General features: G+C 67.2%; 23 protein-coding genes. 14 read left to right on the forward strand and 9 right to left on the reverse strand.

Annotated features, from left to right (window positions below; all coding sequences use genetic code 11):
- Positions 1 to 5: 5 nt before the first annotated feature.
- Positions 6 to 518: a peptide deformylase gene (def, locus tag FLG15_RS18810; RefSeq protein WP_039568662.1), complete on the reverse strand. Its 513-nt coding sequence runs from the start codon at positions 516 to 518 to the stop codon at positions 6 to 8.
- Positions 519 to 649: 131 nt separating this feature from the next.
- Here def and FLG15_RS18815 point away from each other — a divergent pair, with 131 nt between their 5' ends.
- From FLG15_RS18815 to FLG15_RS18855, 9 genes are all read left to right on the forward strand, one after another.
- A complete protein-coding gene (locus FLG15_RS18815; protein WP_057658578.1) occupies positions 650 to 1,786 on the forward strand; it encodes a LysM peptidoglycan-binding domain-containing protein in 1,137 nt (378 codons plus the stop codon).
- A 71-nt stretch (positions 1,787 to 1,857) separates the two neighbouring features.
- Positions 1,858 to 3,003, forward strand: a complete 1,146-nt coding sequence (gene dprA, locus FLG15_RS18820; protein ID WP_057677449.1) for a DNA-processing protein DprA — start codon at positions 1,858 to 1,860, stop codon at positions 3,001 to 3,003.
- A 42-nt stretch (positions 3,004 to 3,045) separates the two neighbouring features.
- Positions 3,046 to 3,519 (forward strand): DUF494 family protein, encoded by a 474-nt coding sequence (locus FLG15_RS18825; protein ID WP_003484452.1) that lies wholly within the window; start codon positions 3,046 to 3,048, stop codon positions 3,517 to 3,519.
- A gap of 40 nt (positions 3,520 to 3,559) precedes the next feature.
- On the forward strand, positions 3,560 to 4,285 hold the full coding sequence (locus FLG15_RS18830; RefSeq protein ID WP_057677450.1) for a pilin: 726 nt from the start codon (positions 3,560 to 3,562) through the stop codon (positions 4,283 to 4,285).
- Positions 4,286 to 4,326: 41 nt separating this feature from the next.
- Positions 4,327 to 5,601 carry an RDD family protein gene (locus FLG15_RS18835; RefSeq protein ID WP_150147044.1) on the forward strand — a complete coding sequence of 425 codons (1,275 nt, stop codon included), beginning with the start codon at positions 4,327 to 4,329 and terminating at the stop codon, positions 5,599 to 5,601.
- Between the two features lie 182 nt (positions 5,602 to 5,783).
- Entirely contained in the window at positions 5,784 to 8,276 is a 2,493-nt protein-coding gene (locus tag FLG15_RS18840) for a DNA topoisomerase I (RefSeq protein ID WP_057677452.1), read from the forward strand.
- 10 nt (positions 8,277 to 8,286) lie between these two features.
- Entirely contained in the window at positions 8,287 to 8,850 is a 564-nt protein-coding gene (gene tsaC, locus FLG15_RS18845; RefSeq protein WP_057677453.1) for an L-threonylcarbamoyladenylate synthase type 1 TsaC, read from the forward strand.
- A gap of 227 nt (positions 8,851 to 9,077) precedes the next feature.
- Complete coding sequence (locus tag FLG15_RS18850; protein WP_150147048.1) at positions 9,078 to 9,854, forward strand: DUF4124 domain-containing protein; 777 nt, start codon at positions 9,078 to 9,080, stop codon at positions 9,852 to 9,854.
- A 23-nt stretch (positions 9,855 to 9,877) separates the two neighbouring features.
- Positions 9,878 to 10,528, forward strand: a complete 651-nt coding sequence (locus tag FLG15_RS18855) for a DUF4124 domain-containing protein (protein WP_061112136.1) — start codon at positions 9,878 to 9,880, stop codon at positions 10,526 to 10,528.
- A 157-nt stretch (positions 10,529 to 10,685) separates the two neighbouring features.
- Here the strand turns inward: FLG15_RS18855 and FLG15_RS18860 are convergent, their stop codons facing one another.
- Positions 10,686 to 11,462 carry an SDR family oxidoreductase gene (locus tag FLG15_RS18860; protein ID WP_057677456.1) on the reverse strand — a complete coding sequence of 259 codons (777 nt, stop codon included), beginning with the start codon at positions 11,460 to 11,462 and terminating at the stop codon, positions 10,686 to 10,688.
- A 105-nt stretch (positions 11,463 to 11,567) separates the two neighbouring features.
- On the opposite strand from FLG15_RS18860, the gene FLG15_RS18865 reads away from it, so the two are divergent.
- The gene (locus tag FLG15_RS18865) at positions 11,568 to 11,783 is read left to right on the forward strand and encodes a hypothetical protein (RefSeq protein ID WP_039568690.1); all 216 of its coding nucleotides are present in this window, start codon (positions 11,568 to 11,570) and stop codon (positions 11,781 to 11,783) included.
- A 319-nt stretch (positions 11,784 to 12,102) separates the two neighbouring features.
- Here the strand turns inward: FLG15_RS18865 and sppA are convergent, their stop codons facing one another.
- Together sppA and FLG15_RS18875 are read right to left on the reverse strand one after the other, a co-directional pair.
- Entirely contained in the window at positions 12,103 to 14,004 is a 1,902-nt protein-coding gene (gene sppA / locus FLG15_RS18870; protein ID WP_057677457.1) for a signal peptide peptidase SppA, read from the reverse strand.
- An 84-nt stretch (positions 14,005 to 14,088) separates the two neighbouring features.
- A complete protein-coding gene (locus FLG15_RS18875) occupies positions 14,089 to 15,465 on the reverse strand; it encodes an MATE family efflux transporter (RefSeq protein ID WP_057677458.1) in 1,377 nt (458 codons plus the stop codon).
- Positions 15,466 to 15,650: 185 nt separating this feature from the next.
- Here FLG15_RS18875 and FLG15_RS18880 point away from each other — a divergent pair, with 185 nt between their 5' ends.
- Positions 15,651 to 16,901 carry a DUF3667 domain-containing protein gene (locus tag FLG15_RS18880; protein ID WP_057677459.1) on the forward strand — a complete coding sequence of 417 codons (1,251 nt, stop codon included), beginning with the start codon at positions 15,651 to 15,653 and terminating at the stop codon, positions 16,899 to 16,901.
- Between the two features lie 185 nt (positions 16,902 to 17,086).
- On the opposite strand, the gene FLG15_RS18885 is transcribed toward FLG15_RS18880, so the two are convergent.
- Both FLG15_RS18885 and FLG15_RS18890 read right to left on the reverse strand, forming a co-directional pair.
- The gene (locus tag FLG15_RS18885; RefSeq protein ID WP_057677460.1) at positions 17,087 to 17,689 is read right to left on the reverse strand and encodes a DUF3106 domain-containing protein; all 603 of its coding nucleotides are present in this window, start codon (positions 17,687 to 17,689) and stop codon (positions 17,087 to 17,089) included.
- Entirely contained in the window at positions 17,673 to 18,701 is a 1,029-nt protein-coding gene (locus FLG15_RS18890; RefSeq protein ID WP_150147051.1) for a hypothetical protein, read from the reverse strand. Before FLG15_RS18890 ends, FLG15_RS18885 begins: the two co-directional genes overlap by 17 nt.
- A 469-nt stretch (positions 18,702 to 19,170) precedes the next feature.
- Here FLG15_RS18890 and FLG15_RS18895 point away from each other — a divergent pair, with 469 nt between their 5' ends.
- Complete coding sequence (locus FLG15_RS18895; protein ID WP_057677462.1) at positions 19,171 to 21,393, forward strand: primosomal protein N'; 2,223 nt, start codon at positions 19,171 to 19,173, stop codon at positions 21,391 to 21,393.
- Between the two features lie 271 nt (positions 21,394 to 21,664).
- Here FLG15_RS18895 and FLG15_RS18900 read toward each other — a convergent pair whose 3' ends face one another.
- Genes FLG15_RS18900 through FLG15_RS18910 form a run of 3 tightly spaced genes read right to left on the reverse strand, consistent with a single transcriptional unit; the run spans position 21,665 to position 23,663 of the window.
- Positions 21,665 to 22,321 carry a glutathione S-transferase family protein gene (locus FLG15_RS18900; protein WP_057677463.1) on the reverse strand — a complete coding sequence of 219 codons (657 nt, stop codon included), beginning with the start codon at positions 22,319 to 22,321 and terminating at the stop codon, positions 21,665 to 21,667.
- A 2-nt stretch (positions 22,322 to 22,323) separates the two neighbouring features.
- Entirely contained in the window at positions 22,324 to 23,130 is an 807-nt protein-coding gene (locus FLG15_RS18905) for an NYN domain-containing protein (protein ID WP_017157037.1), read from the reverse strand.
- Positions 23,127 to 23,663, reverse strand: coding sequence for a hypothetical protein (locus tag FLG15_RS18910; protein ID WP_150147054.1), 537 nt, complete (start codon positions 23,661 to 23,663; stop codon positions 23,127 to 23,129). Before FLG15_RS18910 ends, FLG15_RS18905 begins: the two co-directional genes overlap by 4 nt.
- A gap of 118 nt (positions 23,664 to 23,781) precedes the next feature.
- Between FLG15_RS18910 and FLG15_RS18915 the strand changes: the two genes are divergently transcribed.
- Together FLG15_RS18915 and FLG15_RS18920 are read left to right on the forward strand one after the other, a co-directional pair.
- Positions 23,782 to 25,074: an NAD(P)/FAD-dependent oxidoreductase gene (locus tag FLG15_RS18915; RefSeq protein WP_057687137.1), complete on the forward strand. Its 1,293-nt coding sequence runs from the start codon at positions 23,782 to 23,784 to the stop codon at positions 25,072 to 25,074.
- Between the two features lie 50 nt (positions 25,075 to 25,124).
- Positions 25,125 to 25,739 (forward strand): trimeric intracellular cation channel family protein, encoded by a 615-nt coding sequence (locus tag FLG15_RS18920; protein WP_104621226.1) that lies wholly within the window; start codon positions 25,125 to 25,127, stop codon positions 25,737 to 25,739.
- Positions 25,740 to 25,904 lie beyond the last annotated feature (165 nt).

Consider the following 25,904-nt stretch of genomic DNA (forward strand, 5'->3'; position numbering starts at 1 on the left):
AGCCCTCAAGCCACATGCTTGCGCTGTTTGGCCAGCTTCTTGCGCACCATTTCGCGCTTGAGCGGCGAGAGATAATCCACGAACAGCTTGCCGTCCAGATGGTCCATCTCGTGCTGGATGCACACGGCCAGCAGACCGTCGGCCTGCAGTTCCTGCGCCTGGCCCTGACGGTCCAGATAGCGCACGGTGATCGCATCGGCGCGGCTGACATCGGCATAGATGCCGGGCACCGACAGGCAGCCTTCCTGATACAACTGCTCGCCCTGCTTGCTCACGATCTCGGGGTTGACGAACACCTGCGGCAGGTTTTTCTCCTCGCTGATGTCGATCACCATGAATCGCTTGTGCACGTCCACCTGACTGGCAGCCAGGCCAATGCCGGGCGCCTCGTACATGGTCTGGAACATGTCGTCCAGCAGCGTCTGGAACGCCTGGCTGGTGACCTCGGCAGCATCGACCGGCACGGCCTTGGTGCGCAGCCGCGGGTCCGGAAACTCAAGAATTGGGAGCAAAGCCATGGGGTTACCCGTCTGGAAACACCGGCGCGGCGCCGGCAAGACGCTGTCATTCTAGCGCAATGCTTGCGTGGCGCCCCGGTTTCTAGACTATAGTGCGCAGACCTGTTGGGGAATCAGGCAAGAAGGCACCTATGTTGAACCGACTTCGTACGGTCGTCGCTGCGGCGATGCTGACCGTCGCGACCTACGCTGCCGCGCAAGCGGTGGGCGAGCATCCAGACACCTATGTGGTCCGCAAGGGCGATACCTTGTGGGACATCGCTGGGCGTTTCCTGCAAAAACCGTGGCTGTGGCCGGAAATCTGGCAAGCCAATCCGCAGATTCAGAATCCGCACCTGATCTATCCGGGCGACGTGATCAGCCTGGCCTATCTGGACCGGGTCGGCAAAGGCACGATCCAGCCCGGCCCGCGCCAGGAAGCGCCGATCAACGCCATTCCGCTGGCCGACGTCGAGCCGTTCCTGAAGAACCTGCGCGTGGTCGACGACTTCGACCAGTTGCCGTATGTCGTGGGTCTGGAAGCCGGTCGCACGCGTGCCACCACCGGCCAGGTCGCCTACGTGGTCGGTCTGGAAAATGCCCAGCCGGGCCAGCGCTTTGCTGTGGTCCGCCCGACCGTGAAGTTCAGCCTGCCCAAGCACAACGAAGACCTGGACATGGCCGGTAACATCACCGCCGGCTCGGGCAACATCTGGAAGAACTTCATCGCGCCGAGCACGCGCCGCGAGTTCCTCGGCTACGAGATGGCGCAGGTCAACGTCGGCACCATCACCCGCAGCGCGGCGGGCGGCAACTCCAAGGCGGCGACCCTGCTGCTGCAGGACAGCGGCCGCGAAGTGCGCGCCGGCGATCGCATCGTGGCGGTCGAAGCGCAGCCGTACGATCTGCAGTTCATCCCGCATCCGCCCTCGGAACAGGCGCTGCAAACCGAACTGCGCGTGCTGGCCATCTCCGACGCCTTCACCGTTGGCGGCACGCGCGACGTGATCGCCATCTCCGGCGGCGCCCGCGAAGGCATCAACAACGGCACGGTGTTCTCGATTTGGCGCAAGGGCCGCACGGTCAGCGACCGCGTCAAGCACTCGCGCTTCTCGCGGACCGACGACGATTTCAGCGGCCCGTCCGGCTCCACCGTCGGCCTGCCCGACGAGTACGCCTCGCATGCCATGGTGTTCCGCACCTTCGACAAGGTCAGCTATGCGCTGGTGATGGAAAGCGTCAAGCCGACCGGCCTGGGCTATTTCGTCAAGCATCCTGACGCGCAATAAGCGAAAGATCCGATGCACCAACGCGACGGCGCCCGAGGGCGCCGTCGTCGTTTGCGGCCTAGCCTGGATGTATGGCCCAAACCGCTCCCGACCTGCGCGCACTCCTGGTCCTGCTGCTGGCAGGCGGCCGCAGCCCGCCCCGCCGAAAATTGCTGACCTCGTACGGATCAGCGTCCGAAATGCTGGCAGCCGGGCCGGGAGCGTGGCGCGCAGCTGGATGCGACGAGGTGCAAGCTGCGCTGCTGCAGAACCCCGATCTACATGCGCTGGAGGCCGCGCTACGCTGGTGCGAACAGCCCGGCCACCACCTGATCGGCTGGCGCGATCCGGATTACCCGGCCCTGCTGCGGCATATCGCCAATCCGCCGATGGCCTTGTTCGTGGACGGCGACCCCAACATCCTCTGGCACCCAGGCGTGGCGGTGGTCGGCAGCCGCTCGGCCACTGCCGGCGGCCGCGATCATACCCGCGCATTCGCCTCCAGCCTGGCCTGCGCCGGGTTGGGCATCGTCAGCGGCATGGCCGCCGGCGTGGATGCGATCGCACACGAGGCTGCACTGGCCCAGCACGACGGCATCACCGTGGCCGTCGTCGGCACTGGCGTCGACGTCGCCTATCCCGAGCGGCACCTAGGCTTGCGCGATCGCATCACCGAACGCGGCGCAGTGGTCAGCGAATATCTGCCGGGCACTGCCCCGGTCGCGGCGCACTTCCCGGCCCGCAACCGGATCATTGCCGGGCTGGCCCTGGGGACCTTGGTGGTCGAAGCGGCGATGCGCTCGGGCGCGTTGATTACCGCCCGGCTGGCGGCCGAAGCAGGGCGCGAGGTGTTCGCCCTCCCCGGCTCGCTGCACAATCCGCTCGCGCGCGGCTGTCATCACCTGATCCGGCAGGGTGCCACGCTGGTGCAGGAGCCCGCACAGATCATCGAGGGACTGGGCCAGCTGTCTGGCGAACTGGCCAGCGCCTTGCGCGAGCGGCTGGCCGCCCCCACTGAGTTGTCCAGCAAGGCAACGACCAGCGCTGGCACCGGTCCTGCCCGCTCCGATCCCGACTACCAGCGCTTGTGGCAAGCACTGGGCCACGACCCAACCCCTATGGATTCATTGGTGCAGCGCACCGGATTGACGGCCGCCGCGCTGTCCTCCATGCTGCTCATCATGGAACTGGAGGGAGACGTGGTCACCGAGCACGGTCGCTATACCCGCAATCCTTAGTTTCTTCACCTCCACAGCGTCGCGCGACGCAGGCCGAGGGCAATGAAAGAGAGCATTCTCGATGTACTGCTGTACCTGTTTGAACATTACTTCAGCGAAGATGCGGACCTGGTCCGTGACCGTGACTCGCTTCAAAATGGCCTGATCCAGGCCGGTTTCAGTCCCGCAGAAATCAGCAAGGCCTTCGATTGGCTGGACGCGCTTTCCGAGCAGCGGCCTAGCGTCGCGCGCCCGCATGTCGATGGACCGGTGCGGATCTATCACGGGCCGGAGCTGGACAAGCTCGATGTCGATTGCCGGGGGTTTTTGCTGTTCCTCGAGCAACACCGCATTCTCGACGCAGACCAGCGCGAGTTGGTACTGGACCGCGCCATGGCGCTGGATCAGGACGAACTGGATCTGGACGACCTCAAGTGGGTGGTGCTGATGGTGTTGTTCAACCAGCCCGGGGCGGAAGCGGCCTACGCCTGGATGGAAACCCAGATGTTCCTGGACGAGCCTGAACCCGTACACTGAGCGTTGAAGCCGCCACGGATGTGCGTGCAGGGGAACGGGGATGCGCAGTTGGTATTACGCCGATGGCCACCGCCATCGGCATGGCCCGGTGGCCGACGATGCCTTGCTGGACCTGTATCGCGATCGCGTGGTCGCCCTGGATACGTTGGTCTGGTGCGAAGGCATGGACAGCTGGCTGCCGCTGTCCGCCTGCGCCGACACCCTGGGCCCGCCAGTTTCCACTGATGTGCGGGCGGGCGCGGTTCCGCCGCCGTTGCCGCCTGCCGCGGCGTACGTTCCGCCGGCCCATTCGTCTGTCGCGCCACCAGCGCAACCGCGCAGCAATGGCCCCGGCTGGCCGCTGGTTGCAGTGCTTGGTGCGGTGGCCGGGCTCTTCGTGATCGTGGGCCTCATCGGCATCCTCGCCGCGATTGCGTTCCCGGCCTACAACGATTACCTGGGCCGCGCCAAGGTCGCCGAGGCGGTCGGCGAGCTGGCAGCATTGAAGCCGCAGATCACCGAATTCCTGACCAGCGAGGGCCGCTGCCCGGTCAATGACGACGCGGGTTTCAAGCCACCCGAGCAGTACGCAAGCGAGCGGCTGAGCAGCGTGCGCATCGGACGTTTCGAAGGCAGCGAATGCGGCATCGAAGCCGTGCTCCATGCGCCCAAGTCGGCCAGAATCGACGGCAAGGCCGTGTGGCTGGAGCTGGATGCGGATGCCGGCAGCTGGCACTGCAGTTCCGAAATCGACGACACCCAACTTCCACCGGATTGCCGCGGCTGACCGCCGGCTGCATGCCGATCGCTACACGTTAAGGGGACAACATGACGCAGTGGTACTACGCCGACGCACAGCGGCAGCGCCAGGGGCCGGTGGACACGGACACGCTTCGCGCGCGCCTGTCGCAGGGCATCATCGACCGTTCCAGCCTGGTCTGGCGCGAAGGTCTGGCGCAGTGGGTGTCACTGCACGAGGTCGAGGGCGAGCTGGGCTTCGACAGCGCGACGGCGTCCGCGGCCCTGGAAGCCAGCGGGCCGATAGCGGCGGATGCGGCAAGCCATGCGCCATTGTTGGCTGCGTCTCCCGGCGCCAACGTGCCGGCTACAGCGTCGCCTACCGCGCCCTTGCCGACCGACGACCACGCCGCTGCGACATCGCGCTGGCAGCCGTCAGCTGCCGACGGCGGCATTGCCGGTACGAGCGCCAGCACCAGCACCCGCGATGCGGGCGCGGCCGACGGTGCCGACCACCACCCGGCAATCGCCCCGTTACACCGGCCAGAGGATCCATCCCCTTCATTAGACACGTCGGCATGGTCCACCACGCCGCTGGCGGCAGAGCCAAGCCCGACCACGACCTCGACCACAACGTCGCCGCCACCATATTCCATTCCGGCAGCGGCGACCGTGCCAGCTGCAAGCGCCTGGGATGCCCCGGCCCTCGCCGCCCCCGCGGCAAGCGTCGCGCTGCACGATGCGCCGGTGGTGTACGCCGGCCTGTGGCGGCGCGTGGCCGCCAGCATTCTCGATAGCCTGATCACCACCTTCGCGGTGTACCTGATCGTGATTCCGCTGGTGTTCGTGGTGGCGCTGGTCATCACGCGCGGCGATTCGGGTTCGGCGCTGGACGATGGCAGTGCGCTCGGCATCGCCATCGTGGTGATGTCCTACGGAATCGGCCTGGCCATCCCGACGCTGTATTTCGCCTGGATGCAGTCCAGCCGGCATCAGGCCAGCCTGGGCAAGCTCGCCTGCGGCATCAAGCTGGTGCGGGCCGACAGCAACGGCGGCCGGGTCGGGTTCTGGCGCAATGTGCTGCGCTATCTGGCCTATATGCTGATCAGCGTGCTGACCCTGGGCATCGGCGTGATCGTGGCGGCCTTCATGGCCGGCATGACCGAGCGCAAGCAGGCCCCGCACGACAAGGTCTGCGACACCCTGGTCGTGGACCGTTGGGCGTTTACCGCACATCCGGAGCGGCAGTCCAGGGGTCTGGATACCGTGTCCATCGTGGTCCTGGCGATTTACGCGGTGATCCTGGTGCTGTCGGTGGTGGCCGTCGCCTTCATGCTGGCGGCGATCGGAATGAGCCAGCGCTAGCACTTCGCGGCGCCGGCCGCTTGACACGGCGGCGTCCGCCGTGATCTTTCTAATAAGAGAACTGAACGCCCGGGAGCCCTTCCCGGGCGTTAACGCGTGGGAAACGGTCGATCTGCTTCCCTCGACCGGCCAATTAGGCCACGCTACCCGCCCCCCGGGCTCCGCCCCAAGAAGTTGCCACCATGCCCAAGCACCTGCTCATCGTCGAATCGCCCGCCAAGGCCAAGACGATCAATAAATACCTCGGCAAGGACTTCACCGTCCTGGCCTCGTATGGGCACGTGCGTGACCTGGTCCCCAAGGAGGGCGCGGTCGATCCGGACAACGGCTTTGCGATGCGGTACGACCTGATCGAGAAGAACGAGAAGCACGTCGAAGCCATAGCGCGTGCCGCCAAAGGTGCCGACGACATCTTTCTGGCGACCGACCCGGACCGCGAGGGCGAGGCGATCAGCTGGCACATCGCCGAGATCCTGAAAGAGCGCGGCCTGCTCAAGGACAAGCCGATGCAGCGGGTGGTGTTCACCGAGATCACCCCGCGCGCGATCAAGGAGGCGATGGCCAAGCCACGCATGATCGCCGGCGACCTGGTGGACGCGCAGCAGGCGCGCCGCGCGCTCGATTACCTGGTCGGCTTCAACCTCTCGCCGGTGCTGTGGCGCAAGGTGCAGCGCGGCCTTTCCGCTGGCCGCGTGCAATCGCCGGCGCTGCGCATGATCGTCGAGCGCGAAGAAGAGATCGAAGCCTTCATCCCGCGCGAATACTGGTCCATCGATGCGCACTGCCGGCATCCCTCGCAGGCGTTCAATGCGCGGCTGATCAAGCTGGACGGCCAGAAGTTCGAGCAGTTCACCGTGACCGACGGCGACACCGCCGAGGCGGCGCGCCTGCGCATCCAGCAGGCCGCGCAAGGCGTGCTGCATGTCACCGACGTGGCCAGCAAGGAGCGCAAGCGCCGCCCCGCCCCGCCGTTCACCACCTCCACGCTGCAGCAGGAGGCCTCGCGCAAGCTCGGCTTCACCACCCGCAAGACCATGCAGGTGGCGCAGAAGTTGTACGAAGGCGTGGCACTGGGCGACGAAGGCTCGGTCGGTCTGATCAGCTACATGCGTACCGACTCGGTCAATCTGTCGCAGGACGCGCTGGCGGAAATCCGCGACGTGATCGCGCGCGACTTCGGCACCGCTTCGCTCCCCGACCAGCCCAACGCCTACACCACCAAGTCCAAGAACGCGCAGGAAGCGCACGAAGCGGTACGCCCGACCTCCGCGCTGCGTACCCCGGCGCAGGTGGCGCGTTTCCTGTCCGAGGACGAGCGCCGCCTGTACGAGTTGATCTGGCGCCGCGCGGTGGCCTGCCAGATGATTCCGGCCACGCTCAATACCGTCAGCGTGGATCTGTCGGCCGGCAGCGAGCACGTGTTCCGCGCCAGCGGCACCACCGTGGTGGTCCCGGGTTTCCTGGCCGTCTACGAGGAAGGCAAGGACACCAAAAGCAGCGAGGACGAAGACGAAGGCCGCAAGCTGCCGCTGATGAAGGCCGGCGACAACGTCCCGCTGGACCGCATCGTCACCGACCAGCACTTCACCCAGCCGCCGCCGCGCTTCACCGAAGCGGCGCTGGTCAAGGCGCTGGAGGAATACGGCATCGGCCGTCCCTCCACCTATGCCTCGATCATCCAGACCCTGCAGTTCCGCAAATACGTCGAGATGGAAGGCCGCAGCTTCCGCCCCACCGACGTCGGCCGGGCGGTGTCCAAGTTCCTGTCCGGGCATTTCACCCGCTATGTCGATTACGACTTCACCGCCAATCTGGAAGACGACCTGGATGCGGTGTCGCGTGGCGAAGCCGAGTGGATCCCGTTGATGGAGAAGTTCTGGGGCCCGTTCAAGGAACTGGTCGAAGACAAGAAAGACTCGCTGGACAAGACCGATGCCGGCAGCGTGCGCGTGCTCGGTACCGACCCGAAAAGCGGCAAGGAAGTCAGCGCGCGCATCGGCCGCTTCGGCCCGATGGTGCAGATCGGCACGGTCGAAGACGAGGACAAGCCCACCTTCGCGTCGCTGCGTCCGGGCCAGAGCATCTATTCGATCTCCATCGAAGATGCGCTGGAACTGTTCAAGATGCCGAGGGCGCTGGGTCAGGACAAGGACCAGGACGTCAGCGTGGGCATCGGCCGTTTCGGTCCGTTCGCGCGCCGTGGCAGCACCTATGCCTCGCTGAAGAAGGAAGACGACCCCTACACCATCGATCTGGCGCGCGCGGTGTTCCTGATCGAAGAGAAGGAAGAGATCGCACGCAACCGGGTGATCAAGGAATTCGACGGCAGCGACATCCAGGTGCTCAACGGACGCTTCGGCCCGTACATCAGCGACGGTAAGCTCAATGGCAAGATCCCCAAGGATCGTGAGCCGGCGTCGTTGACGTTCGAAGAAGTACAGCAGCTGCTGGCCGACACCGGCAAGCCGGTGCGCAAGGGCTTCGGCGCCAAGAAGGCCACCCTGAAGAAGACGACGGTCAAGGATTCGGCGCCGAAGAAGCCTGCCGTCAAGAAGACCGCGACCACGTCCGCAGCCAGCAAGACCGCTGCGAAGAAGGCGCCTGCCAAGAAGACCGCCGCCAAGAAGGCGGCCAAGCGCGTGGTCAAGAAAACCGTGAGCAAGGCCGCAGGCTGAGAGGCGCAGCATGACCGACACACTCGACCTGGATCGCGCCGTCAGCGCAATGACGCAGGGCGGCGTGATCGCCTACCCGACCGAAGCGGTGTGGGGACTGGGATGCGACCCGCGCCAGGAAGCGGCCGTACTGCGGCTGCTGGAGATCAAGCGGCGCCCGGTGGAGAAGGGCGTGATCGTGGTGGCCTCGAGCGTGGACCTACTGCGCGACTGGGTCGACATCGACGCACTGGAGCCGGCACGCCGACAGGACGTGCTGGCCAGCTGGCCCGGCCCGCACACCTGGATCCTGCCGATCACCGATCGGGCGCCGCGCTGGGTCACCGGCGAGCATGACGGGCTGGCGGTACGCATCAGCGCGCATCCCGTGGTGGCGGCGCTGTGCGCGGCCTGGGCGGCGCCGCTGGTGTCGACCAGCGCCAACCTGGCCGGCGAGCCGCCAGCGCGCAGCCGCGCTGCCCTGGATCCGGCATTGCTGGCGACGATCGATGGCGTGGTGGATGGCGAGACTGGCGCCCTCGCGCAGCCGACCCAGATCCGCGACGCACGCAGCGGGCAGATCCTGCGCGACTGAGTACGGCCGAGAAACGGCCGCGCAGCCATGAGGCGCGCGCGGTGGGTTCATCGATTCGTCTGTCCCGCGCCGAATGTTCCGGGCCGTGGCCCTCGGCGGCCTACTTAACGACTGCCTGGCATGTCGGCAGCAGGCCACAGCCATCCGGCGCGTTGTCGTCTCGAGCCTGCACATTGTTCAGCCGCCCCCCCCTTTGCGGCGGCCGCTCAGACGCGCACACTGCGGCCATGCGTACCGTCCTGACTCTTCTGCTGCTGGCCGCGGCGCTGCCTGCGTCGGCCGCCACCCCCGCGAGCAAACCCGACCCGAATGTACGGGTCTATCGCTGCGTGAGCAGCACCGGCACCGTCGCCCTGCAGGATGCCCCCTGCAGCAGCGGTCGCCAGCAGGTGCTGGATCTGCAACGCCCGCAGGACCCGCCGCCGCGTCCGGCCCGCGTGGAGCCGCCGGCACCGGTCGCCGCAGCGCCCACGCATGAGGTCCGTATCGTCACCGTGCAGCCGCCACAGCCGATGTACGAGTGCACCACCGAAGACGGCAACCGCTACACAAGCGACAGCCCGGAAGGCAATCCGCGCTGGGTGCCGACCTGGGGGCCCGCCTATGTGGGCAATACCGTTGCTCCCCCGGTCCGCGGCGGTGGTGGCATCCAGCGTCCCCCGATCTCGGTAAGCCCGCGTCCGGCGATCTCGGTGCAGGGCGGCGCCGGACGAGGCAGCATCCGCGGCAGCGCAAGCGTCGGTGTAGATCCCTACCAAGGCGGTTATCAGGGCGGTTACACCGGCTGCGGATATGGCGGCACGGTGATCGTGCCGTACGGCAACGTGCAGATCCGCGACGAATGCCACGCCCTGCCCGCGCAGGAAGTCTGCGCGCGGCTGGCCGACCGCCGTTGGGAGCTGATCCGCCGCTACAACAGCGCGCTGCAAAGTGAGCGCGAGGATCTCAGCCGCGAACAGCGCGGCATCGAGGCGCGCCAGCAACGCGACTGCGGCGGCGCATGAGGCGCCGCACGCTGTCCGGCGCAATGGCGCTCAGCATGATGGCGCTCGGCTCGCTGGCCGGCGCGCAGGAAGTGGCCATTTACCGCTGTACCGATCCGGCCGGCGCACTGACGGTGCAGAACATGCCGTGCCCGAAGGGCATGCAACAACAGAAGAAGCTGATGACCGCACCGGCGGCGGTGCCATTCGCGCCAGGCGGCGCTAGCAACCCGTCGCCTGCACCTGCGATGCCAGCGGCGCAACCACGGACTGCTGCGCAGGCGGCCGCGTCGGCGCCCGCTGCACCAGCCACGCCCGCCGCACCGCCAGCACCGACGGTCACCTCGACGTCGACCCTGCCACCGCCGCCGCTGTTCGAGTGCACCGCACACGACAACGGGCGTTACTTCACCGAAGACCGCGAACCGGCCACGCGCTGCCTGCCGATGCAGACCACCAACCTGGCCGGCGGGCCGGCCACCGGGGGCGGCAGCGCCTGCGAGGTGGTCACCGACCGCTGCGCGCCAGTGCCGGACCAGAGCCTGTGCGAGGCCTGGCGCAAACGCGCCGAGCAGGCCGAATCCACCTGGCGCTTTTCCGATGAAGCGCAGTCGGCCGAACGCAAACAACGCTACGAGCAGATGCGCCGGGTGCTGGACGAGAGCCGTTGCGCCAATCCGGCCGCCACGCCCTGAGCACGCCTGTCGCGTCATTGAGCCGATAGGTCTGTACGGTTGGCGGGCAACCGCAATTAGCTGAAAGAAGAAGCGCAGCACCGGCGGGTGCATGGCCATGCCGGCTCCGCGTCCAAGCACATCCGATCGAGAACCAGGCGGGTAGTGGTTGCCTGCGCTAGAACCCGTAGCGCAAGAAGCCGCCGTCTACCGCGATGCATTCGCCGGTGATGTAACTGGCAGCGGGCAGACACAAGAAACCCACCGCCGCGGCAACTTCTTCTGGTTCGCCAATGCGGCGCATCGGCGTGCGTTCGATGACCTGCTCGTAGTAATCCGGATCGGACAACGGACCGGAGGTGCGGCGGGTGCGGATGTACCACGGCGCCACCGCATTGACGCGGATGCCATCCTCGGCCCATTCGGCGGCTAGATTACGCGTCATCTGATGCAGCGCCGCCTTGGTCATGCCGTACGGCGCGCCGCTGCGCACATGGGTGATACCCGAGACGCTGCCGACGTTGACGATTGCCGAAGCAGCATGTTGCGTCAGCAATGGATGCGCATAACGCGACAGTTCGAACGCAGAAAACACGTTGTTTTCGAAAATGCCGCGCCATTCGTCCTCGGTGTAGTCGATCGCGGCGCGGGTGATGTTGCCGCCGGCGTTGTTGATCAACAGATGCAGGCCATCGGCATGGTCTTCCACCCAATCCAGAATGGCGCGGCGCTCTTCATCGTCGGAGACATCGGCGGCCAGCCCGTGCAGTTCGCGCTCGGGAAACTCGTCGGCAAGCTCATCGCGCGCCTGCGCCAGGGCATCGGCATCGCGCGCCACCATCAGCAGGTCGGCGCCGAAGCCAAGCAGTTCGCGCGCGATGGCAAGACCAATCCCGGCGCTGGCGCCAGTGATGAGGGCAGTCTGTCCATCCAGCCGCCAACGGTGCGTTGTCACGTGGGTGATCCTCTTCAAAGCACAGGAAACGGCCACTGCAACGCAGTTGACGCGTATGCGTGGCCCGGGCGTTAGGATAACGCCACCCCAAGCGAGGTCACGACGATGAAGATGCATTGCATGCTTGCAGTTGGTCTGGCGTTGTCGCTTGGCGCCTGTCAGCGGCCGCAGCCCGCACCCACCGATCAGAAGCCCGACCCGCAGGCCACGGCTTTGCGCGACCACATCCAGCAACCCTTGGACAAGGCGCACGCGGTGCAGGCCGCAACCGACCAGGCGGCCGACGATCAGCGCAAGGCGATCGATGCAGCCACGCAGTAGCGAAACCTCGGCAACCGGGTGAACTGGCGTCCTGGAGCGCGTGCATTTGTCGCCAACCAGCACACGGGTGCGCCAACATCCACCGGTGAATGTCTGCCAAGGCTGCCACTGCGTGCACGACCACATGCGCGATGGCGAATGGCTAACGGCTAACGGCTAACGGCTAATAACTGATCGTTGCGCGCTCGACGGCCCCCCATGAGTCTTGCCGTCTGCTCGTTCGTTCGGCCGCTCAAACCACCACATCATCGGCACATACAACAACGCCGGCACATGGCCGGCGTTGTCGATGCATCGATTGCGCACTGAGCGCGATGTCTCAGAACCCGCAGAAGCAGTAGGCCAGCGACTTGACCGGCGTGCCGCCTGCCTTGCTGTCGTGCACGGCGCTTTCGACGAAGCGCAGCTGCGTATCCACTTCTGGCAAGGAGCGGGCCAGCAGCGCGCGCGCCATGCCCGAGTCGCCCAGCATCCAGGCACCCATGCGGCTGCCGGCAAATCCGCTCATGAACTGCGAGAACGGCGTGGCCGGCTTTTCCACGTAGCGCACGCGGAACTTGCCGCGGCTCAGCTTGGCGCGGTCGGCCGCATCGGCCACCGCTTCGGACATGCCGCCGAACGCATCCACCAACCCGCGCTCCTTGGCCTGCGCGCCGCTCCACACACGGCCACGCGCCACCTTGTCGATCGCGTCCACCGACTGGTGACGCGCCTGCGCCACCTTGCCGGTGAAATCGGCATAGCCCTTGTTGATCACTGCCTGGATGACCTGGCCGGCGGCCGGATCCAGCGGACGGGTGATGTCGAACGCACCGGCGAACCGCGTGGTGGCCACGCCGTCGGTGTGCACGCCGATCTTGTCCAGCGCGCGGGTCAGGTTCGGCACCATGCCGAAGATGCCGATGGAGCCGCTGATGGTCGACGGGTCGGCGTAGATGCGATCGGCGTTCATGCTGATCCAGTAACCGCCGGACGCGGCCAGGTCGCCCATCGACACCACCACCGGCTTGCCGGCCTGCTTGAGCGCAACCACTTCGCGGCGGATCTGCTCGGAGGCGAAGACTTCGCCACCGGGCGAATCCACGCGAAGCACCACCGCCTTCACTTCATCGTCGTCGCGCGCCTGGCGCAGCAGTGCCGCCGTGGACTCGCCACCGATGCGTCCGGCCGGCTGTTCGCCACCGCTGATCTCGCCCGCGGCCACGACCACCGCCACCTGCGGGCGGCTGTCCATCGGCGAACGCTGCGCCTGCAGCTGGCTCAGATAATCGTTGAAGCCGATATTGCGGAAACCGCTGTCGGCATCGCTGTCGGCGACGCCGCGCTTGACCAGCAGCGCATCGACTTCTTCGCGCGTCTTGAGCCCGTCCACCAGCTTCTGTTGCAGCGCGAACTTGGCCAGGTCGCCACCGGCGGCGGCCACGCCTTCGGGCAGCGTGTCGATACCGGCAGCCAGCTGCGCCGGGCTCAGCTTGCGCGCAGTGCCCACGTCGGACAGATAGCGCCGCCACACATCGTTCATCCAGAACAGATCCGCTTCCTTGGCATCGGCCGAGGCCGCGTCCAGGATGTACGGCTCGGCGGCAGACTTGTACTCGCCGACGCGGAACAGATGCACGTCCACGCCAAGCTTGTCCTGCAGGCCTTCGCGGAAGTACTGGCGATAGCGTCCAAGGCCCTCCAGCAGCACGCTGCCCATCGGGTCCAGATACACCTCGTTGGCCTGTGCGGCGAGCAGGTACTGGCCCTGGCTCATGCTCTCGCTGAAGGCCACGATCTGCTTGCCGGAAGCGCGCAATTTCTGCAAGGCGGCGGCCACTTCGCGCTGGGACGCGAAGCCGGAGGGCTGCAGCTTGTCCAGGTTCAACAGCACGCGCTCGATCTTGCGGTCCTTGCCGGCCGCTTCGATCACGCGCACCAGGTCGCGCAGCTGCACTTCTTCGGCGCTCTTGTCGCCGACCGCCTTGGCCAGCGACCGGCTGACCGGGTCGGCGCTGAATTGTTCGACCAGCGTGCCTTCCGGGTTGATCACCAGGGTGGTGCGCTCGGCCAGCGGCTTGGTGCCATCGCCGCGCGCCAGCGCCACCACGAACACCAGCAGCAGCAAGAACAGGAAACCGAAGAACACCAGGTTGAAAATCAGGCGCCGGGTGAAATTCATCACATCCCACAGGCCGACGAAGAAGCTGGCGATGGGATTGCGACGCACGGGGTGATTCATGGAAAGCTCCGTCGAAAGACGCTGCATACAGATCGATGGTGCCCAGCATACCGGCTGCACAGCGCGCGCGGCATGCGCTGGAAGTCAGGGTGTCACGGTGGCGGTCAGCCGCCGGCTAGTCTGGCGGAAGCGCAGCCCCATCAGGATCGACGCCACCGTCAGGCCCAGGATCAGGCCCACCCACATGCCCTTCGGTCCCCAGCCCAGCCCCAGGCCGAGCCCGGCGCCGATCGGCATGCCCACGCCCCAATAGGAAAACATCGCCAGGAACATCGGCACGCGGGTGTCCTTGAGCCCGCGCAGCGCGCCGGCCGAGAGCACCTGGATGCCGTCGGGAAACTGGAACGTGGCAGCAAACAACAGCAACACCGACGCCAGCGCGGCCACCGCCACATCGTCGGTATAGACCCCGACGATGGCATCGTGGCCCAGCAGCAGCGCGCTGGCCGAGAACGCCTGCGTGCCCAGCACGATGGCATAGCCGGCCCAGGCAGCGCGCCGCATCGCCAGCGGGTCGCCGCGGCCCACTGCGTGGCCTACGCGCACGGTAGTGGCCTCGGCCACGCCCATCGGGATCATGAAACACAGTTGCGCGACGTTGATCGCAATCTGGTGCGCCGCCGCTTCGGTGGAGCCCAGCCGGCCGATCAACAACGCCGTGACGATGAACAACCCGCCTTCCATCAGCACGGTGATGCCGATCGGCAAGCCGGTGCGTAGCAACTCGCCGATGGCGCGCCAGCGCGGTCCTTCCAGGTGGGCGAACAATTGCAGATGCGCAAACCGCCGCGCGCGCCACAGATACAGCGCAAATACGCTTGCCTGCACCCACATGGTGATGGCCGAGGCCATGCCCAGCCCTTCGGCACCGTGCTCGGCGAAGCCGAACTTGCCATAGGTCAGCGCATAACCCACGGGTGCCAGCACCAGCAAACCGCCAAAGCCCAGCAGCATGGTGGGCAGCGTCCAGTGCATGCCCTCGCTGAGGTAGCGCATGCAGAAGTAGAAGGTCAGCGCCGGCACGCCCCAGCGCACCGCATGCAGGAACGCGGTGGCGCCGGGCACGATGTCCGCTGCGATCCCGAAGGTGGGCAGCAACGGCGGCACCACGCTCAAGAACACGAACATCAGCGCACTCAACCCCAGCGACAGCCACAGCGCCTGCCGGAACAGCGGCCCGATCTCGCGCTCGCGGCCGGCGCCGAGCAATTGCGAGACCGAGGCAGTCAACGAGATCAAGGTGCCGATCGGCACCAGCATCGGCAGCCACAGCAGCGAGGTGCCGATGGTGACCGCAGCCAGCGTGGCGGTGCCGTGGTGGCCGGCGATGACGTTGTCGACAAAACCGATCAGGCCGGTGGAAACGTGGCCGAGCACCAGCGGCAACGCAAGCAGGCCGGTGGTGCGCACTTCCGAGGCGAAGCCTGGCGTCGCGGACGGGGGTGCAGAAGAAACAGACATGACAACCGATCGCTGCGCGGACTACGGCCGTGCCGGGAGGCGCTGGCACCGGGTCGCGCGGGCCGGCTATCTTACGCCTACTTTCCGACTGCGGCCTTGCCGCGCAGCTGGGTAGAGCCCGCTGCGCGACTGCGCGCGGGCAAAACGCGAAGGCTGCTGCACAACCGGGCCGGCGCGGGACACCGTTGCACGCGTGCGCCAAACGCCGTTCTTTCGGGATCGGGTCGACGGCAACGCGCCTTCCCCGACTCGCCAACCGGAACTGGCTCATGTCACCGCATTCGACCGCGCACCATCCCACGGCCTGCGAAAATTGCGCGACTGCCTTGCAGGGGGCGTATTGCCACGCCTGCGGGCAAAGCGCGCACAACCCGGTGCGCAGCGTCGCCCATGCGGTGGAAGAAGTCTTCGAATCGTTCTGGCATCTGGATGGGCGCATTTTCCGCACCCTGCGCGATCTGCTGGTGCCCGGACGCGTGGCGCAGCGTTTCCTGGGCGGCCAACGCGTGCGTTATGTGGCGCCGATGCGGCTGTTCCTGGTCCTGAGCCTGTTGACGTTCTTCATCGCGCGCATCGCCGTGCATGCATCAGACGCAGACAGCGATAGCGCAGCTGCGCCCGGCACCAGCCAGACCACGGTTCCCAAGGATTTCGCACATGCACGCACGCCGGCGCAGGTGGAAGCGGTACGCAGGCAGTTGGTCGAGACGCTGACGCAGACACGCGCGGCCGTGCCGAGCGGCATCGCACGCGACAGCATGGACGCCGGCATCGCGCGTGCCAACGCGCAAGCGCAACGTCGTCTGACGCAGCTGCAAGCCGACGCGCGTCCGACCAGCGCCGTGCCCACCGCAGAGGCAAACAGCGACAGCACGTTCTTTTCGGTGATGGGCAAGCCGTGGGACCCGGTGAGCAACCCACTGCACTATGCGGCGCTACCGCAGTTCGCCAACCGCTGGATCAATACCCAGCTTCGCCATATCCGCGACAACCTGCCGCGGCTGCGCAGCGATCCGCAGCTGCTCTACAACGCGTTCTTCGCAGCGGTACCGTCTGCATTGCTGGTGCTGGTGCCGCTGTTTGCGCTGCTGTTGCGGGTGTTCTACGTGCGCAGCGGGCAGGTGTATCTGGAGCATCTGGTGGTGGCGTTGTACAGCCACGCCTTCCTGTGCCTGAACCTGCTGACGCAACTGCTGTTGTCGCTGCTCAGCGATGCGCTGGCGCACATCGCCAGCCCGATCACCTGGAGTATCGGGGTCGTGCAGTTCGGGCTGACGCTGTGGATGCCGGTGTATCTGCTATGGATGCAGCGGCGCGTGTACGCGCAGTCCTGGCTGGTCACCGTGCTCAAGTACATCGGCCTGAGCGGGGTGTACCTGGTGTTGGTGACCGTGGCCGCGGCGCTGTTGATGGTGGCGAGTCTGGCGCGACTTTGACGCGCCGATTGCAGAGACGCTTGCGCGAGAACAGCCGCATTGCAGCGCGACGCAGCGATACCGGAGCCGGGTGCGGCGCGTGTGGAGCGGCAGTATGGAAAGAAGCAGCCGCTTGAACCGATGTCACCGGCGCAACACCAAGAAGGTATGGCGCGCGCCGACGGCGACGAACCGGTGGCGAGCGATCAACGCGCCAGCTGGCGCTTCAACCAGGCGCTGCGGGTGGCCGGCGCTTCGGCCAGGAAGGCCTCGCGTAAGCCGTCGCGCTCCTGGGGCGGGGTGCGCTGTGCCAGCACTGCCAGTTGCTCCAGCTGGCCGGCGTCCAGGCTGCGCAGCGCGGCCAGCATGGCCTCGCGCTGGTTGGGGTGCACGTAGCCGATCAACGGCTGCAACTGGGCATAGAACGCCCCCACCTGCGAGCCCAGGCGCCAGCCGTCGCGATGCAGGCGGTCCATCGCGCCGAACTGGGTGCGCAACGCGCGTTGCTGATCTTCGGGCAAGGCTTGCAGCCGCTCGCGTGCCTGCCGTAACACCACGCGGTCGGTGGCCGTCAGCCCCTTCCAGGCGGCGTAGCGGGCACGCAGCTCGGCTTGCTGCGCAGGCGTCATCGCCGCCCAGCGTGCGCGTTGCTGCGCGGCGCTCGGCGCTGTATTCGGCGCTGCGGCAGCGGAGGTGGACGCGGCGGGAGCAGCGGCGGATTCTTCCAGCGGCGTCGGCAAGCGCTGCGCGCCGGCGACGCCGGCAAACGCGCAGAGCAGCAAGCCGCACCACTCAGTTGGTTTCATCATCGACCGTCTCCAGAGGGGCGGAAGGCTGCTCGGCCGCGGTGGCATGCGCACCGGATTCATCGACCGGCACCGGGTGGCCGGCGGCATACCAGGCATAGAAGTCCGCCGCGCGGGCCAGCTCCAGATCCGGGTCGGCCAACATCGCCTGGTCGCGCGGATCCAGGCCCGGCGTGGCCACGGCATCCGGCAGGTCGGACGCCGGGAGTTCTTCCACCAGTACCGGCGCCGCGTCGGTCACGTGCAGCACGCCGGCAGGCGCCTGCGAGACAGGCTCGGGAGGAAGCGCGGGCCGGCGGTGGGTCCACCACCAGCCCAGCACTGCCAGCAGCAATGCCACCGCCAGCACGCCCAGCGCCATGCGGGCGTGGCGGCGCTCCAGCCGCGGCCACCGCCATTGCCGCCGAGCGCGGGCGGCGGCCGGACGACGCGGCGCCGGTGCCGACTGGGCCGGCGCGGCAGTATGCAGCGGCATTCCGGCCAGGGCCGAATCGCGGAGCTGGCCCAGCCGGGTCAACTGGGCCGGGCTCAGGTCGCGCAGTTCCACTTGCGCCGCCTCGGCCAGGGCCCGCCAGGCCTGGGCATCCGGGTTGCCGGCGGCATCGCGCGGGCAGGCACGCGCCAGCGCTTGCCGGTAGTCCGCCGCTTCGACGCCTTGCACCTCGCTGGCCACGCCTTCTTCCAGCCCGGCCACGATCCGCAGCAGCAGCGCCAGGCGGTCGGCAGTCTGCATCCGGCCCAAGGCGGTGAATGGGGGCAGCCAGGTGCCCGGCATCGGCTCGCGCCGCAGCGGTGGCGCGGTGGCCAGCAGGCTCCAGAAGCGCATCGGCCAGCCTGCCATCGGCCGACCTGCCGCCTGGCTGCTGAAGGCGCGCAAGGCCGCTGCGAGTGCGCGCTCGGCGGCGGCCACGTCGCCGCACTGCAATTGTGCGAGCACCAGACCCCGGCGTTCCACACCACGCAAGAAGGCAGCTAGCGCAGCGGGGGTCACGGGGGCGTCGGGGACTACGGTCATGAGAACTCCAGCATCGGCCGGCATGATACCGACGCGATTGCCCCCCACCGATGGCTTGACAGATCGGCCCGGCCCCGCTCCGCCTTCACACTGGCCGTGCCGGCCGCCGCGGCGGGTTGTGCACAGCGGCAGACATGCCGATACGCAGGCGTCTGTCAACTATTGTTTTTTCTTTGTTGCATTCGCGTTTCACGCATAAGTGATTGAAATTTATCGACTTATGCATGTTGGCTAAAAAATGTCCAAGAGGTTGCAGAGGCTAGTGAATCCATCATCACAGCGTGGAGCACGACACTAATTCACAGGTTTATCCACAGCCAGTGTGGATAAACCCGTTTCCTTAACCCTCACATAGGTTTACGTCGGATTTATCACTTCCGTCACAGAAACGCGGCCGCTGCCTCGACGCGGATTCGGGCCGATTCGGAGGCGGCTGCCGGCCTCTGGACAGGGTGGGTAGACTGGTCGGATGCCTTCGACCGTCGCCACCCTGCGCGTCGCCTTGCCGGTGCCGCTGCCCCAGTTGTTCGACTATCTGCCTCCGACCGATGCGCCGTTGACCGACCCGGCGCGGGTCGGCTGCCGGGTGCGGGTGCCGTTCGGGCCACGCGAGTTGGTCGGGGTCGTGGTGGAGATCGGGCAACTGCCCGCGGCCGACGGCTTGCGCCCGGCACTGGCGTGGTGCGACCAGGCCCCGCTGCTGGTCGATGAACTGGCGCGCTCGCTGTACTGGCTGGCCCGCTACACCCACGCCCCGCTCGGCGAGGCCCAGGCCAGCGCCCTGCCCGCCCCGCTGCGCCGCGGCGAGCCGCTGGCCGACACGCACGCCTGGGCCTGGCAGCTGACCGAAGCCGGTCGCAGCGGTGCCGCCAGCCTGCGTGCGGGCAGCCGCCCCGCCCTGCTGGCGGCCTTGCTGCTGACCGGCGCAGTGGGCGAAGACCAGTTGGACCCGCTGCTGCCGCAGTGGCGGCAGGCCGCGCGCAGCCTGGCCAAACGCAACTACGCCCAGCGCGTGGCGGTGCCGGCCGACGCCATCCCGCCGCGCCCCGGCAGCGGCCCGCCGCTCAACGACGAACAGCAGGCGGCCGCCGCCGCGATCCGCGCGCACAGCGGCTTTGCCACCTACCTGCTCGACGGCGTCACCGGCAGCGGCAAGACCGAGGTCTACCTGCAAGCGATCGCCGATTGCCTGGCTGCCGGCAAGCAGGCGTTGGTGCTGGTGCCGGAGATCGGCCTGACCCCGCAGACCCTGGGCCGCTTCCGTAGCCGTCTGGGCGTGCCGGTGCACGCGCTGCACTCGGGCCTGTCCGATGGCGAACGCGCGCGGGTGTGGGCGGCGGCCTGGCGCGGCGAGGCCAAGCTGATCGTCGGCACCCGCTCGGCGGTGTTCACCCCGCTGCCCAACGCCGGCCTGATCGTGATCGACGAAGAGCACGACGGCAGCTACAAGCAGCAGGACGGCATCCGCTATCACGCGCGCGATTTCGCCCTGGTACGCGGCAAGGCGCTGGATGTGCCGGTGATCCTGGGCAGCGCCACGCCCTCGCTGGAAAGCCTGCACAACGCCTATTCCGGCCGCTACCAGCATCTGCGTCTGTCGCGGCGCGCCGGCGACGCGCGTCCTCCGCGCGTGCGGGTGCTCGACGTGCGCAAGCGCCCGCTCAAGGACGGCCTGTCGCCCGAGGTGCTGGCCGGTATCGGCGCCACCCTGGCGCGTGGCGAACAGGTCCTGGTGTTCAAGAACCGCCGCGGCTATGCACCGGTGCTGCTGTGCCACGACTGCGGCTGGACCGCCGCCTGCCAGCGCTGCAGCACGCCGCTGCACCAGACGCCGATGACCGTGCATGCCGGCGGCCGCCGCCTGCAGTGCCACCATTGCGGCGCGCGCCAACCTGCACCGCTGGCCTGCCCGGCCTGCGCCAGCCTGGCGCTGCAGCCGCAGGGCATCGGCACCGAGCGGCTGGAAGAACGCCTGACCGAGGCCTTCCCGGATTTCCCGGTGGTACGCATCGACCGCAGCACCACCCAGCGCCGCGACGCACTGGAAACCCAGCTCGCCCGGCTCGGCACCGAGGCCGGCATCCTGGTGGGCACGCAGATCCTGGCCAAGGGCCACGACCTGCCGCGGCTGACCATGGTGGTGGTGGTCGGCATCGACGAAGGCCTGTTTTCGGCCGACTTCCGCGCCGCGGAGAAACTGGCCCAGCAGTTGATCCAGGTGGCCGGACGCGCCGGGCGTGCCGACCGGCCGGGCGAAGTCTGGTTGCAGACCCATCATCCCGAACACCCCTTGCTGCAGACCCTGGTCAATGGCGGCTACCACGCCTTTGCCGACGCCGAACTGCAGCAGCGCGAAGCGGCCGGATTCCCACCCTTCGCTCACCTGGCCTTGTTCCGCGCCGAAGCCAAGGATGTGGCCGCAGCCAACCAATTCCTGCTGGCGGTGCGCGGTTTGACCAGCGCCGAGCCCGGCACGCAATCGCCGGCGTTTGCCGCGGTGGAATGCTACGGCCCGATGCCGGCACCGATGCCGCGCCGCGCCGGCTTCCAGCGCACGCAGCTGCTGTTGTCGGCGCAACAACGCGCGGCATTGCATCGCCTGCTCGACACCCAACTGCCGACCATCTATGCGCTACCGCAAGCCCGCCGTGTGCGCTGGTCGCTGGATGTGGACCCGATCGACCTGTATTAGCGCAAGGCGTCTCGACCATGGAGCAGAAGCCAGACCCAGGTTCGCGCGCTGTGCCCAGGTCATGAAGCGCACGTGCGTGATCTTTGGTAGGAGCGCACCCGGGCGCGATGTGGCACGACGGGAATGCCCTCGCACCCGGGCGCGCTCCTACAACACCGCAGGCTACCTGTCTGGGTGATGTACAAGGCCCAGTGGCTTGCAGCAACGTGCCGGGTCGGCAGCGCGTGCGGTGCCTGTCATGAATCGCATTGACTCAGCGACGGCGCGGCACTCAGGTCAGCGCAGTCATCACCGCGCGCTGGTACGCCGGCCGCGCACGCAGGCGCGCATACCAGGCCTGCAGATGCGGCAATTCGGGGCGCTCGATCGGCATTTCGAACCACGCGTAGATGAAGCTGCCCAGTGGTATATCGCCCATCGCGAACTGCTCGCCGGACAGGTACGGCTGCTGCGCCAATGCCGCATCGGCACGTGCGAGCAACTCGCCCGACTGGGTCAACGCCGCCGCAATGCGTGCGTGATCGCGCTCGGCCTGCGGCGTGCGCACAATGCCCCAGAACAGGTCGCGAAACACGCCGGCGAAAGTGGAGGTGGTCCAATCCATCCAGCGGTCGCCCAGCGCGCGCTCGGCCGGCGCATGCGGATACAACGCCGGCGCGTATTGCGCGGCCAGATAGCGCACGATCGCATTGGATTCCCACAGCACCAGCGCGCCATCCTGTAAGGTCGGCACCACGCCGTTCGGATTCATTGCGCGATAGGCCGGCGTGTCGTTGCCGCCGAACGCGCCGCCCACCTCGATCGAGCTGTAGGCCACTCCGGCTTCTTCGGCGCACCACAACACCTTGCGCACATTGCTGGAATTGTGCCGCCCCCAGATCGTGATGGCGGGCTTCGCTGCGGCGGGCAGGTTTGCGTTCTGCGGCATGCTCAGCCCCCTGCTGCAGGTTTGGCCGGCGTGCGTGCCGGGCGCTTGGCAGCGGCAGGCTGCGCCGGTTTGGCGCGGCCACCCTTGGGCGCGTCGCGCACCCACAACGCCTGTTCGTCCTGCTTGATCTCGAACAAGCCGATCGCGCGTACCAGATCGCTGAGTTTGCGATAGCCATAGTTGCGTGGATCGAACGAGGCCTGGTTGGCCACCTGCTTGCCGACTGCACTCAGCAGCGCCCAGCCATCGTCTTCGCAGGCGCTGACGATCGCATTGCGCAGCATTTGGACCAGACGCGTATCGCTACGTAATGCGGTGGCGTCCTTGCGACCGGCAGCCGTTTCGCTGGCGGCTGCCGCCTGTTGCCCGAGCGCCTCGACATAGGTGAACTTGGAGCACGCATTGACGAACGGCGCCGGCGTCTTCTTCTCGCCGAAGCCATAGACCTTCATGCCGTCGGTCAGCAGGCGCATCACCAGCGGCGTGAAATCGGCATCGCTGGAGACGATCGCAAATCCATCCAGATTGCGTGCGTACAACAGGTCCATCGCATCGATCACCATCGCCATGTCCGAGGCGTTCTTGCCGGAACTGTAGGCAAATTGCTGGATCGGGCGGATCGCGTAGTCGTGCAATGCCGCCTCCCAGCCTTTCAGGTGCGGGCTCTTCCAGTTGCCGTAGGCGCGGCGCACGTTGGCCACGCCGTAGCGCGCCACTTCGGCCAGCACCACGTCGATCTTGCCGGCCGGCGCATTGTCCGCATCGATCAGCAGCGCGATGCGTTTGTCGGGATTGTCGATCATGCTCATCGCTCCAGGGTTTGGGCAGATTCGGTCTTGAAGTCGGTGTCGGTGTCGGTGTCGGTGTCCATCTCACTCTCCTCCGCATCGGTCTCGGCCGGCAATGTGTACTCGGTACCATCGCGCAGCGTGAGCACGCCCGCACTCAGGATCTCGCGTTCGGCACCGTCGCTGACCCAGGTGGCGTGCACGCGCCCGCTGCCGCGATCGCCTTGCATATCGAACACGAACTCATCGCTCCCCGGTGCCAGACTGGTGCGATACAGATCCACCCGCATGTCGCGGATGTGCCCAATGTGTTCCTGCACCACCGCATCGGCCTGCAGTGCACTGCGCGCCTGATCGGCAAACAACGACCAACCGATCGACATCAGCCAGACGAGCGCACCGAGCGCCAGCATCCCCAACAGCACCACACACGTCGCCACGCCAATCAGCCCGATCGCCACACTGCTGAGCGGCTTCTTGACGACAGCGGGCGGTGGCGGTGCAGCGGACGGCACGGACGACAACGGCGGCAGTGGCGGCGGGAGCGACGACATGGGGTGGCCGGAAGCGGGAGATGCGACATGATGCCGCAGGCGGGCCGCGCTCACGCGGCATGTTCATTGCCGATACGGCATCCTGATAGGCCCGCGTCGCACTCCATCGGACCTTACGATGACCTCTCCCCCCTCCCAAGCTCCGCTGCATCTGGTTGTGGTCGGCGGCGGATTCGCCGGCTTATGGGCGACCCGCGCGCTCAACGACCCCGGCATCCGTATCACCCTGGTCGACCGTCAGAATCACCACCTGTTCCAGCCTCTGTTGTACCAGGTGGCCACCGCCGGCCTGTCGGCACCGGACATCGCCGCGCCGCTCCGGCACATCCTGCGCGAGCAACGCAATGTCGAAGTCCTGCTCGGCGATGTCACCGATATCGCGCCAGGCCGCCGCGAGGTGGTATTGGCCGATGGCAGCACGCTCGGCTACGACATGCTGCTGCTGGCCACCGGCGCCACCCATGCCTATTTCGGTAACGACCAATGGGCCGAACACGCCCCTGGCCTGAAAACGCTGTACGACGCACTGGTGCTGCGGCGCAAGCTGCTGCTGGCCTTCGAACGCGCCGAAGCCGAATCCGACCCTGCCGCACGCGCTGCCTGGCTGAGCTTTGCCGTGGTCGGCGGCGGGCCCACCGGCGTCGAACTGGCCGGCACCCTGGCCGAAATCGCCCGCCACACGCTCAAGAACGAGTTCCGCCATATCGACCCACGGCAGGCGCGCGTGCGGCTGGTCGAAGCCGGTCCGCGCGTACTGCCCTCGTTTCCGGAAGATCTCACCGCCAAGGCGCGCAAGCAGTTGGAACGTCTGGGCGTGGAGGTGCACACCGGAACTCCGGTCACGCAGATCGATGCATTGGGCTACCAGCTCGGCGACACCTTCGTGCCGGCACGCACGGTGGTGTGGGCCGCCGGCGTGGCCGCCTCGCCACTGGCGCGTACGCTGGGCGTACCGCTGGATCGCGCCGGCCGCGTGCTGGTCGAGGCCGACCTCAGCGTACCGGGCCACCCGGAAATCTTCGTCGGCGGCGATCTGGCGGCGGTGCAGCAGGACGGCCGCCCGGTGCCGGGCGTGGCACCGGCCGCCAAACAGATGGGCAAGCACATCGCCAAGGCGATCCGGGCGCGGCAGCGCGGCCAGACCGCGCCGACGTTCCGCTACCAGGACTACGGCAACCTGGCCACGATCGGCCGCATGGCCGCCATCGTGCATGTGGGCAAGCTCAAGCTGTCCGGCATCGTCGCCTGGTGGTTCTGGCTGGCTGCGCACGTGTACTTTTTGATCGGCTTCCGCAACCGCTTCGTGGTGCTGGTGAACTGGGCGATGGCGTATTGGAGCTACCAGCGCGCCGCACGCATCATCTTCGGTGGCGCCACCGACGACCCTCCACCCAGCAGCAAGGACGGCTGACAGCGGCGCAGGCCGTGCGATGCTGTGCGGCCTGATTCGACGACCCGATCGTGGCAACTGTCCTGTTCCTGCTGGATCTGCTGGGCACCTTCGTATTCGCCCTGAGCGGCGCGACCGTGGCGGTGCGCAACCGACTGGACCTGTTCGGCGTGCTGGTGCTTTCCTGCGCGGCAGCGGTGTCCGGCGGCATCGTGCGCGATGTGCTGATCGGCGCCACCCCACCGGCCGCGCTGGTGCAGCCGCAGTATCTGCTGGTGGCCTGCCTGGCCGGCCTGGCCGGGTTCTATTGGCATGCAGCGGTGGAGCGCCTGCGCAATCCGGTGCAACTCTTCGATGCGGCCGGGCTGGCGCTGTTTGCGGTCTACGGCACCAGCAAGGCGCTGGACTATCACCTCAGCCCACTGAGCGCGACGTTGCTGGGCATGCTCAGCGGCATCGGCGGGGGCATCGCGCGCGATCTGCTGGTGGCGCGCACGCCGGTGGTGCTGCAGGCCGAACTGTATGCGGTCGCAGCGCTTGCCGGTGGCGGGCTGGTCGCGATCGGGCACGTCTTGCATGTGCCGCAGGCCTGGTCGTTGGCGACCGGTGCCGGCGTGTGTTTCGGCCTGCGCTTCATGGCCATCCGCTACGGCTGGCATCTTCCTGTGGCGCGCTTGCCGGAATAGCCAAGCGGTCGCCACGCGCGACAATCAAGCACCGCCAGCCACGCACTGCATGGCCGCCAGGCAGGCACGAACCAGTCCTGCATTTGCCAAAGAGCATGGCTGCCAGTGCGAGCACGCCGCGCATGCCGGATCCGAGGCTGCTTATCGTGCATGGCCAACGCAACG

Origin of the sequence: Xanthomonas phaseoli pv. dieffenbachiae (assembly GCF_008639345.1) — a bacterium.
Classification (GTDB): Bacteria; Pseudomonadota; Gammaproteobacteria; order Xanthomonadales; family Xanthomonadaceae; genus Xanthomonas; species Xanthomonas phaseoli.

Bases quoted from the DNA above. Each gene is read 5' to 3' on its own strand.
- def (WP_039568662.1), bottom strand. From the start codon at position 518: ATGGCTTTGCTCCCAATTCTTGAGTTTCCGGACCCGCGGCTGCGCACC.
- FLG15_RS18815 (WP_057658578.1), top strand. From the start codon at position 650: ATGTTGAACCGACTTCGTACGGTCGTCGCTGCGGCGATGCTGACCGTC.
- dprA (WP_057677449.1), top strand. From the start codon at position 1,858: ATGGCCCAAACCGCTCCCGACCTGCGCGCACTCCTGGTCCTGCTGCTG.
- FLG15_RS18825 (WP_003484452.1), top strand. From the start codon at position 3,046: ATGAAAGAGAGCATTCTCGATGTACTGCTGTACCTGTTTGAACATTAC.
- FLG15_RS18830 (WP_057677450.1), top strand. From the start codon at position 3,560: ATGCGCAGTTGGTATTACGCCGATGGCCACCGCCATCGGCATGGCCCG.
- FLG15_RS18835 (WP_150147044.1), top strand. From the start codon at position 4,327: ATGACGCAGTGGTACTACGCCGACGCACAGCGGCAGCGCCAGGGGCCG.
- FLG15_RS18840 (WP_057677452.1), top strand. From the start codon at position 5,784: ATGCCCAAGCACCTGCTCATCGTCGAATCGCCCGCCAAGGCCAAGACG.
- tsaC (WP_057677453.1), top strand. From the start codon at position 8,287: ATGACCGACACACTCGACCTGGATCGCGCCGTCAGCGCAATGACGCAG.
- FLG15_RS18850 (WP_150147048.1), top strand. From the start codon at position 9,078: ATGCGTACCGTCCTGACTCTTCTGCTGCTGGCCGCGGCGCTGCCTGCG.
- FLG15_RS18855 (WP_061112136.1), top strand. From the start codon at position 9,878: ATGGCGCTCAGCATGATGGCGCTCGGCTCGCTGGCCGGCGCGCAGGAA.
- FLG15_RS18865 (WP_039568690.1), top strand. From the start codon at position 11,568: ATGAAGATGCATTGCATGCTTGCAGTTGGTCTGGCGTTGTCGCTTGGC.
- sppA (WP_057677457.1), bottom strand. From the start codon at position 14,004: ATGAATCACCCCGTGCGTCGCAATCCCATCGCCAGCTTCTTCGTCGGC.
- FLG15_RS18875 (WP_057677458.1), bottom strand. From the start codon at position 15,465: ATGTCTGTTTCTTCTGCACCCCCGTCCGCGACGCCAGGCTTCGCCTCG.
- FLG15_RS18885 (WP_057677460.1), bottom strand. From the start codon at position 17,689: ATGATGAAACCAACTGAGTGGTGCGGCTTGCTGCTCTGCGCGTTTGCC.
- FLG15_RS18890 (WP_150147051.1), bottom strand. From the start codon at position 18,701: ATGACCGTAGTCCCCGACGCCCCCGTGACCCCCGCTGCGCTAGCTGCC.
- FLG15_RS18895 (WP_057677462.1), top strand. From the start codon at position 19,171: ATGCCTTCGACCGTCGCCACCCTGCGCGTCGCCTTGCCGGTGCCGCTG.
- FLG15_RS18900 (WP_057677463.1), bottom strand. From the start codon at position 22,321: ATGCCGCAGAACGCAAACCTGCCCGCCGCAGCGAAGCCCGCCATCACG.
- FLG15_RS18905 (WP_017157037.1), bottom strand. From the start codon at position 23,130: ATGAGCATGATCGACAATCCCGACAAACGCATCGCGCTGCTGATCGAT.
- FLG15_RS18910 (WP_150147054.1), bottom strand. From the start codon at position 23,663: ATGTCGTCGCTCCCGCCGCCACTGCCGCCGTTGTCGTCCGTGCCGTCC.
- FLG15_RS18915 (WP_057687137.1), top strand. From the start codon at position 23,782: ATGACCTCTCCCCCCTCCCAAGCTCCGCTGCATCTGGTTGTGGTCGGC.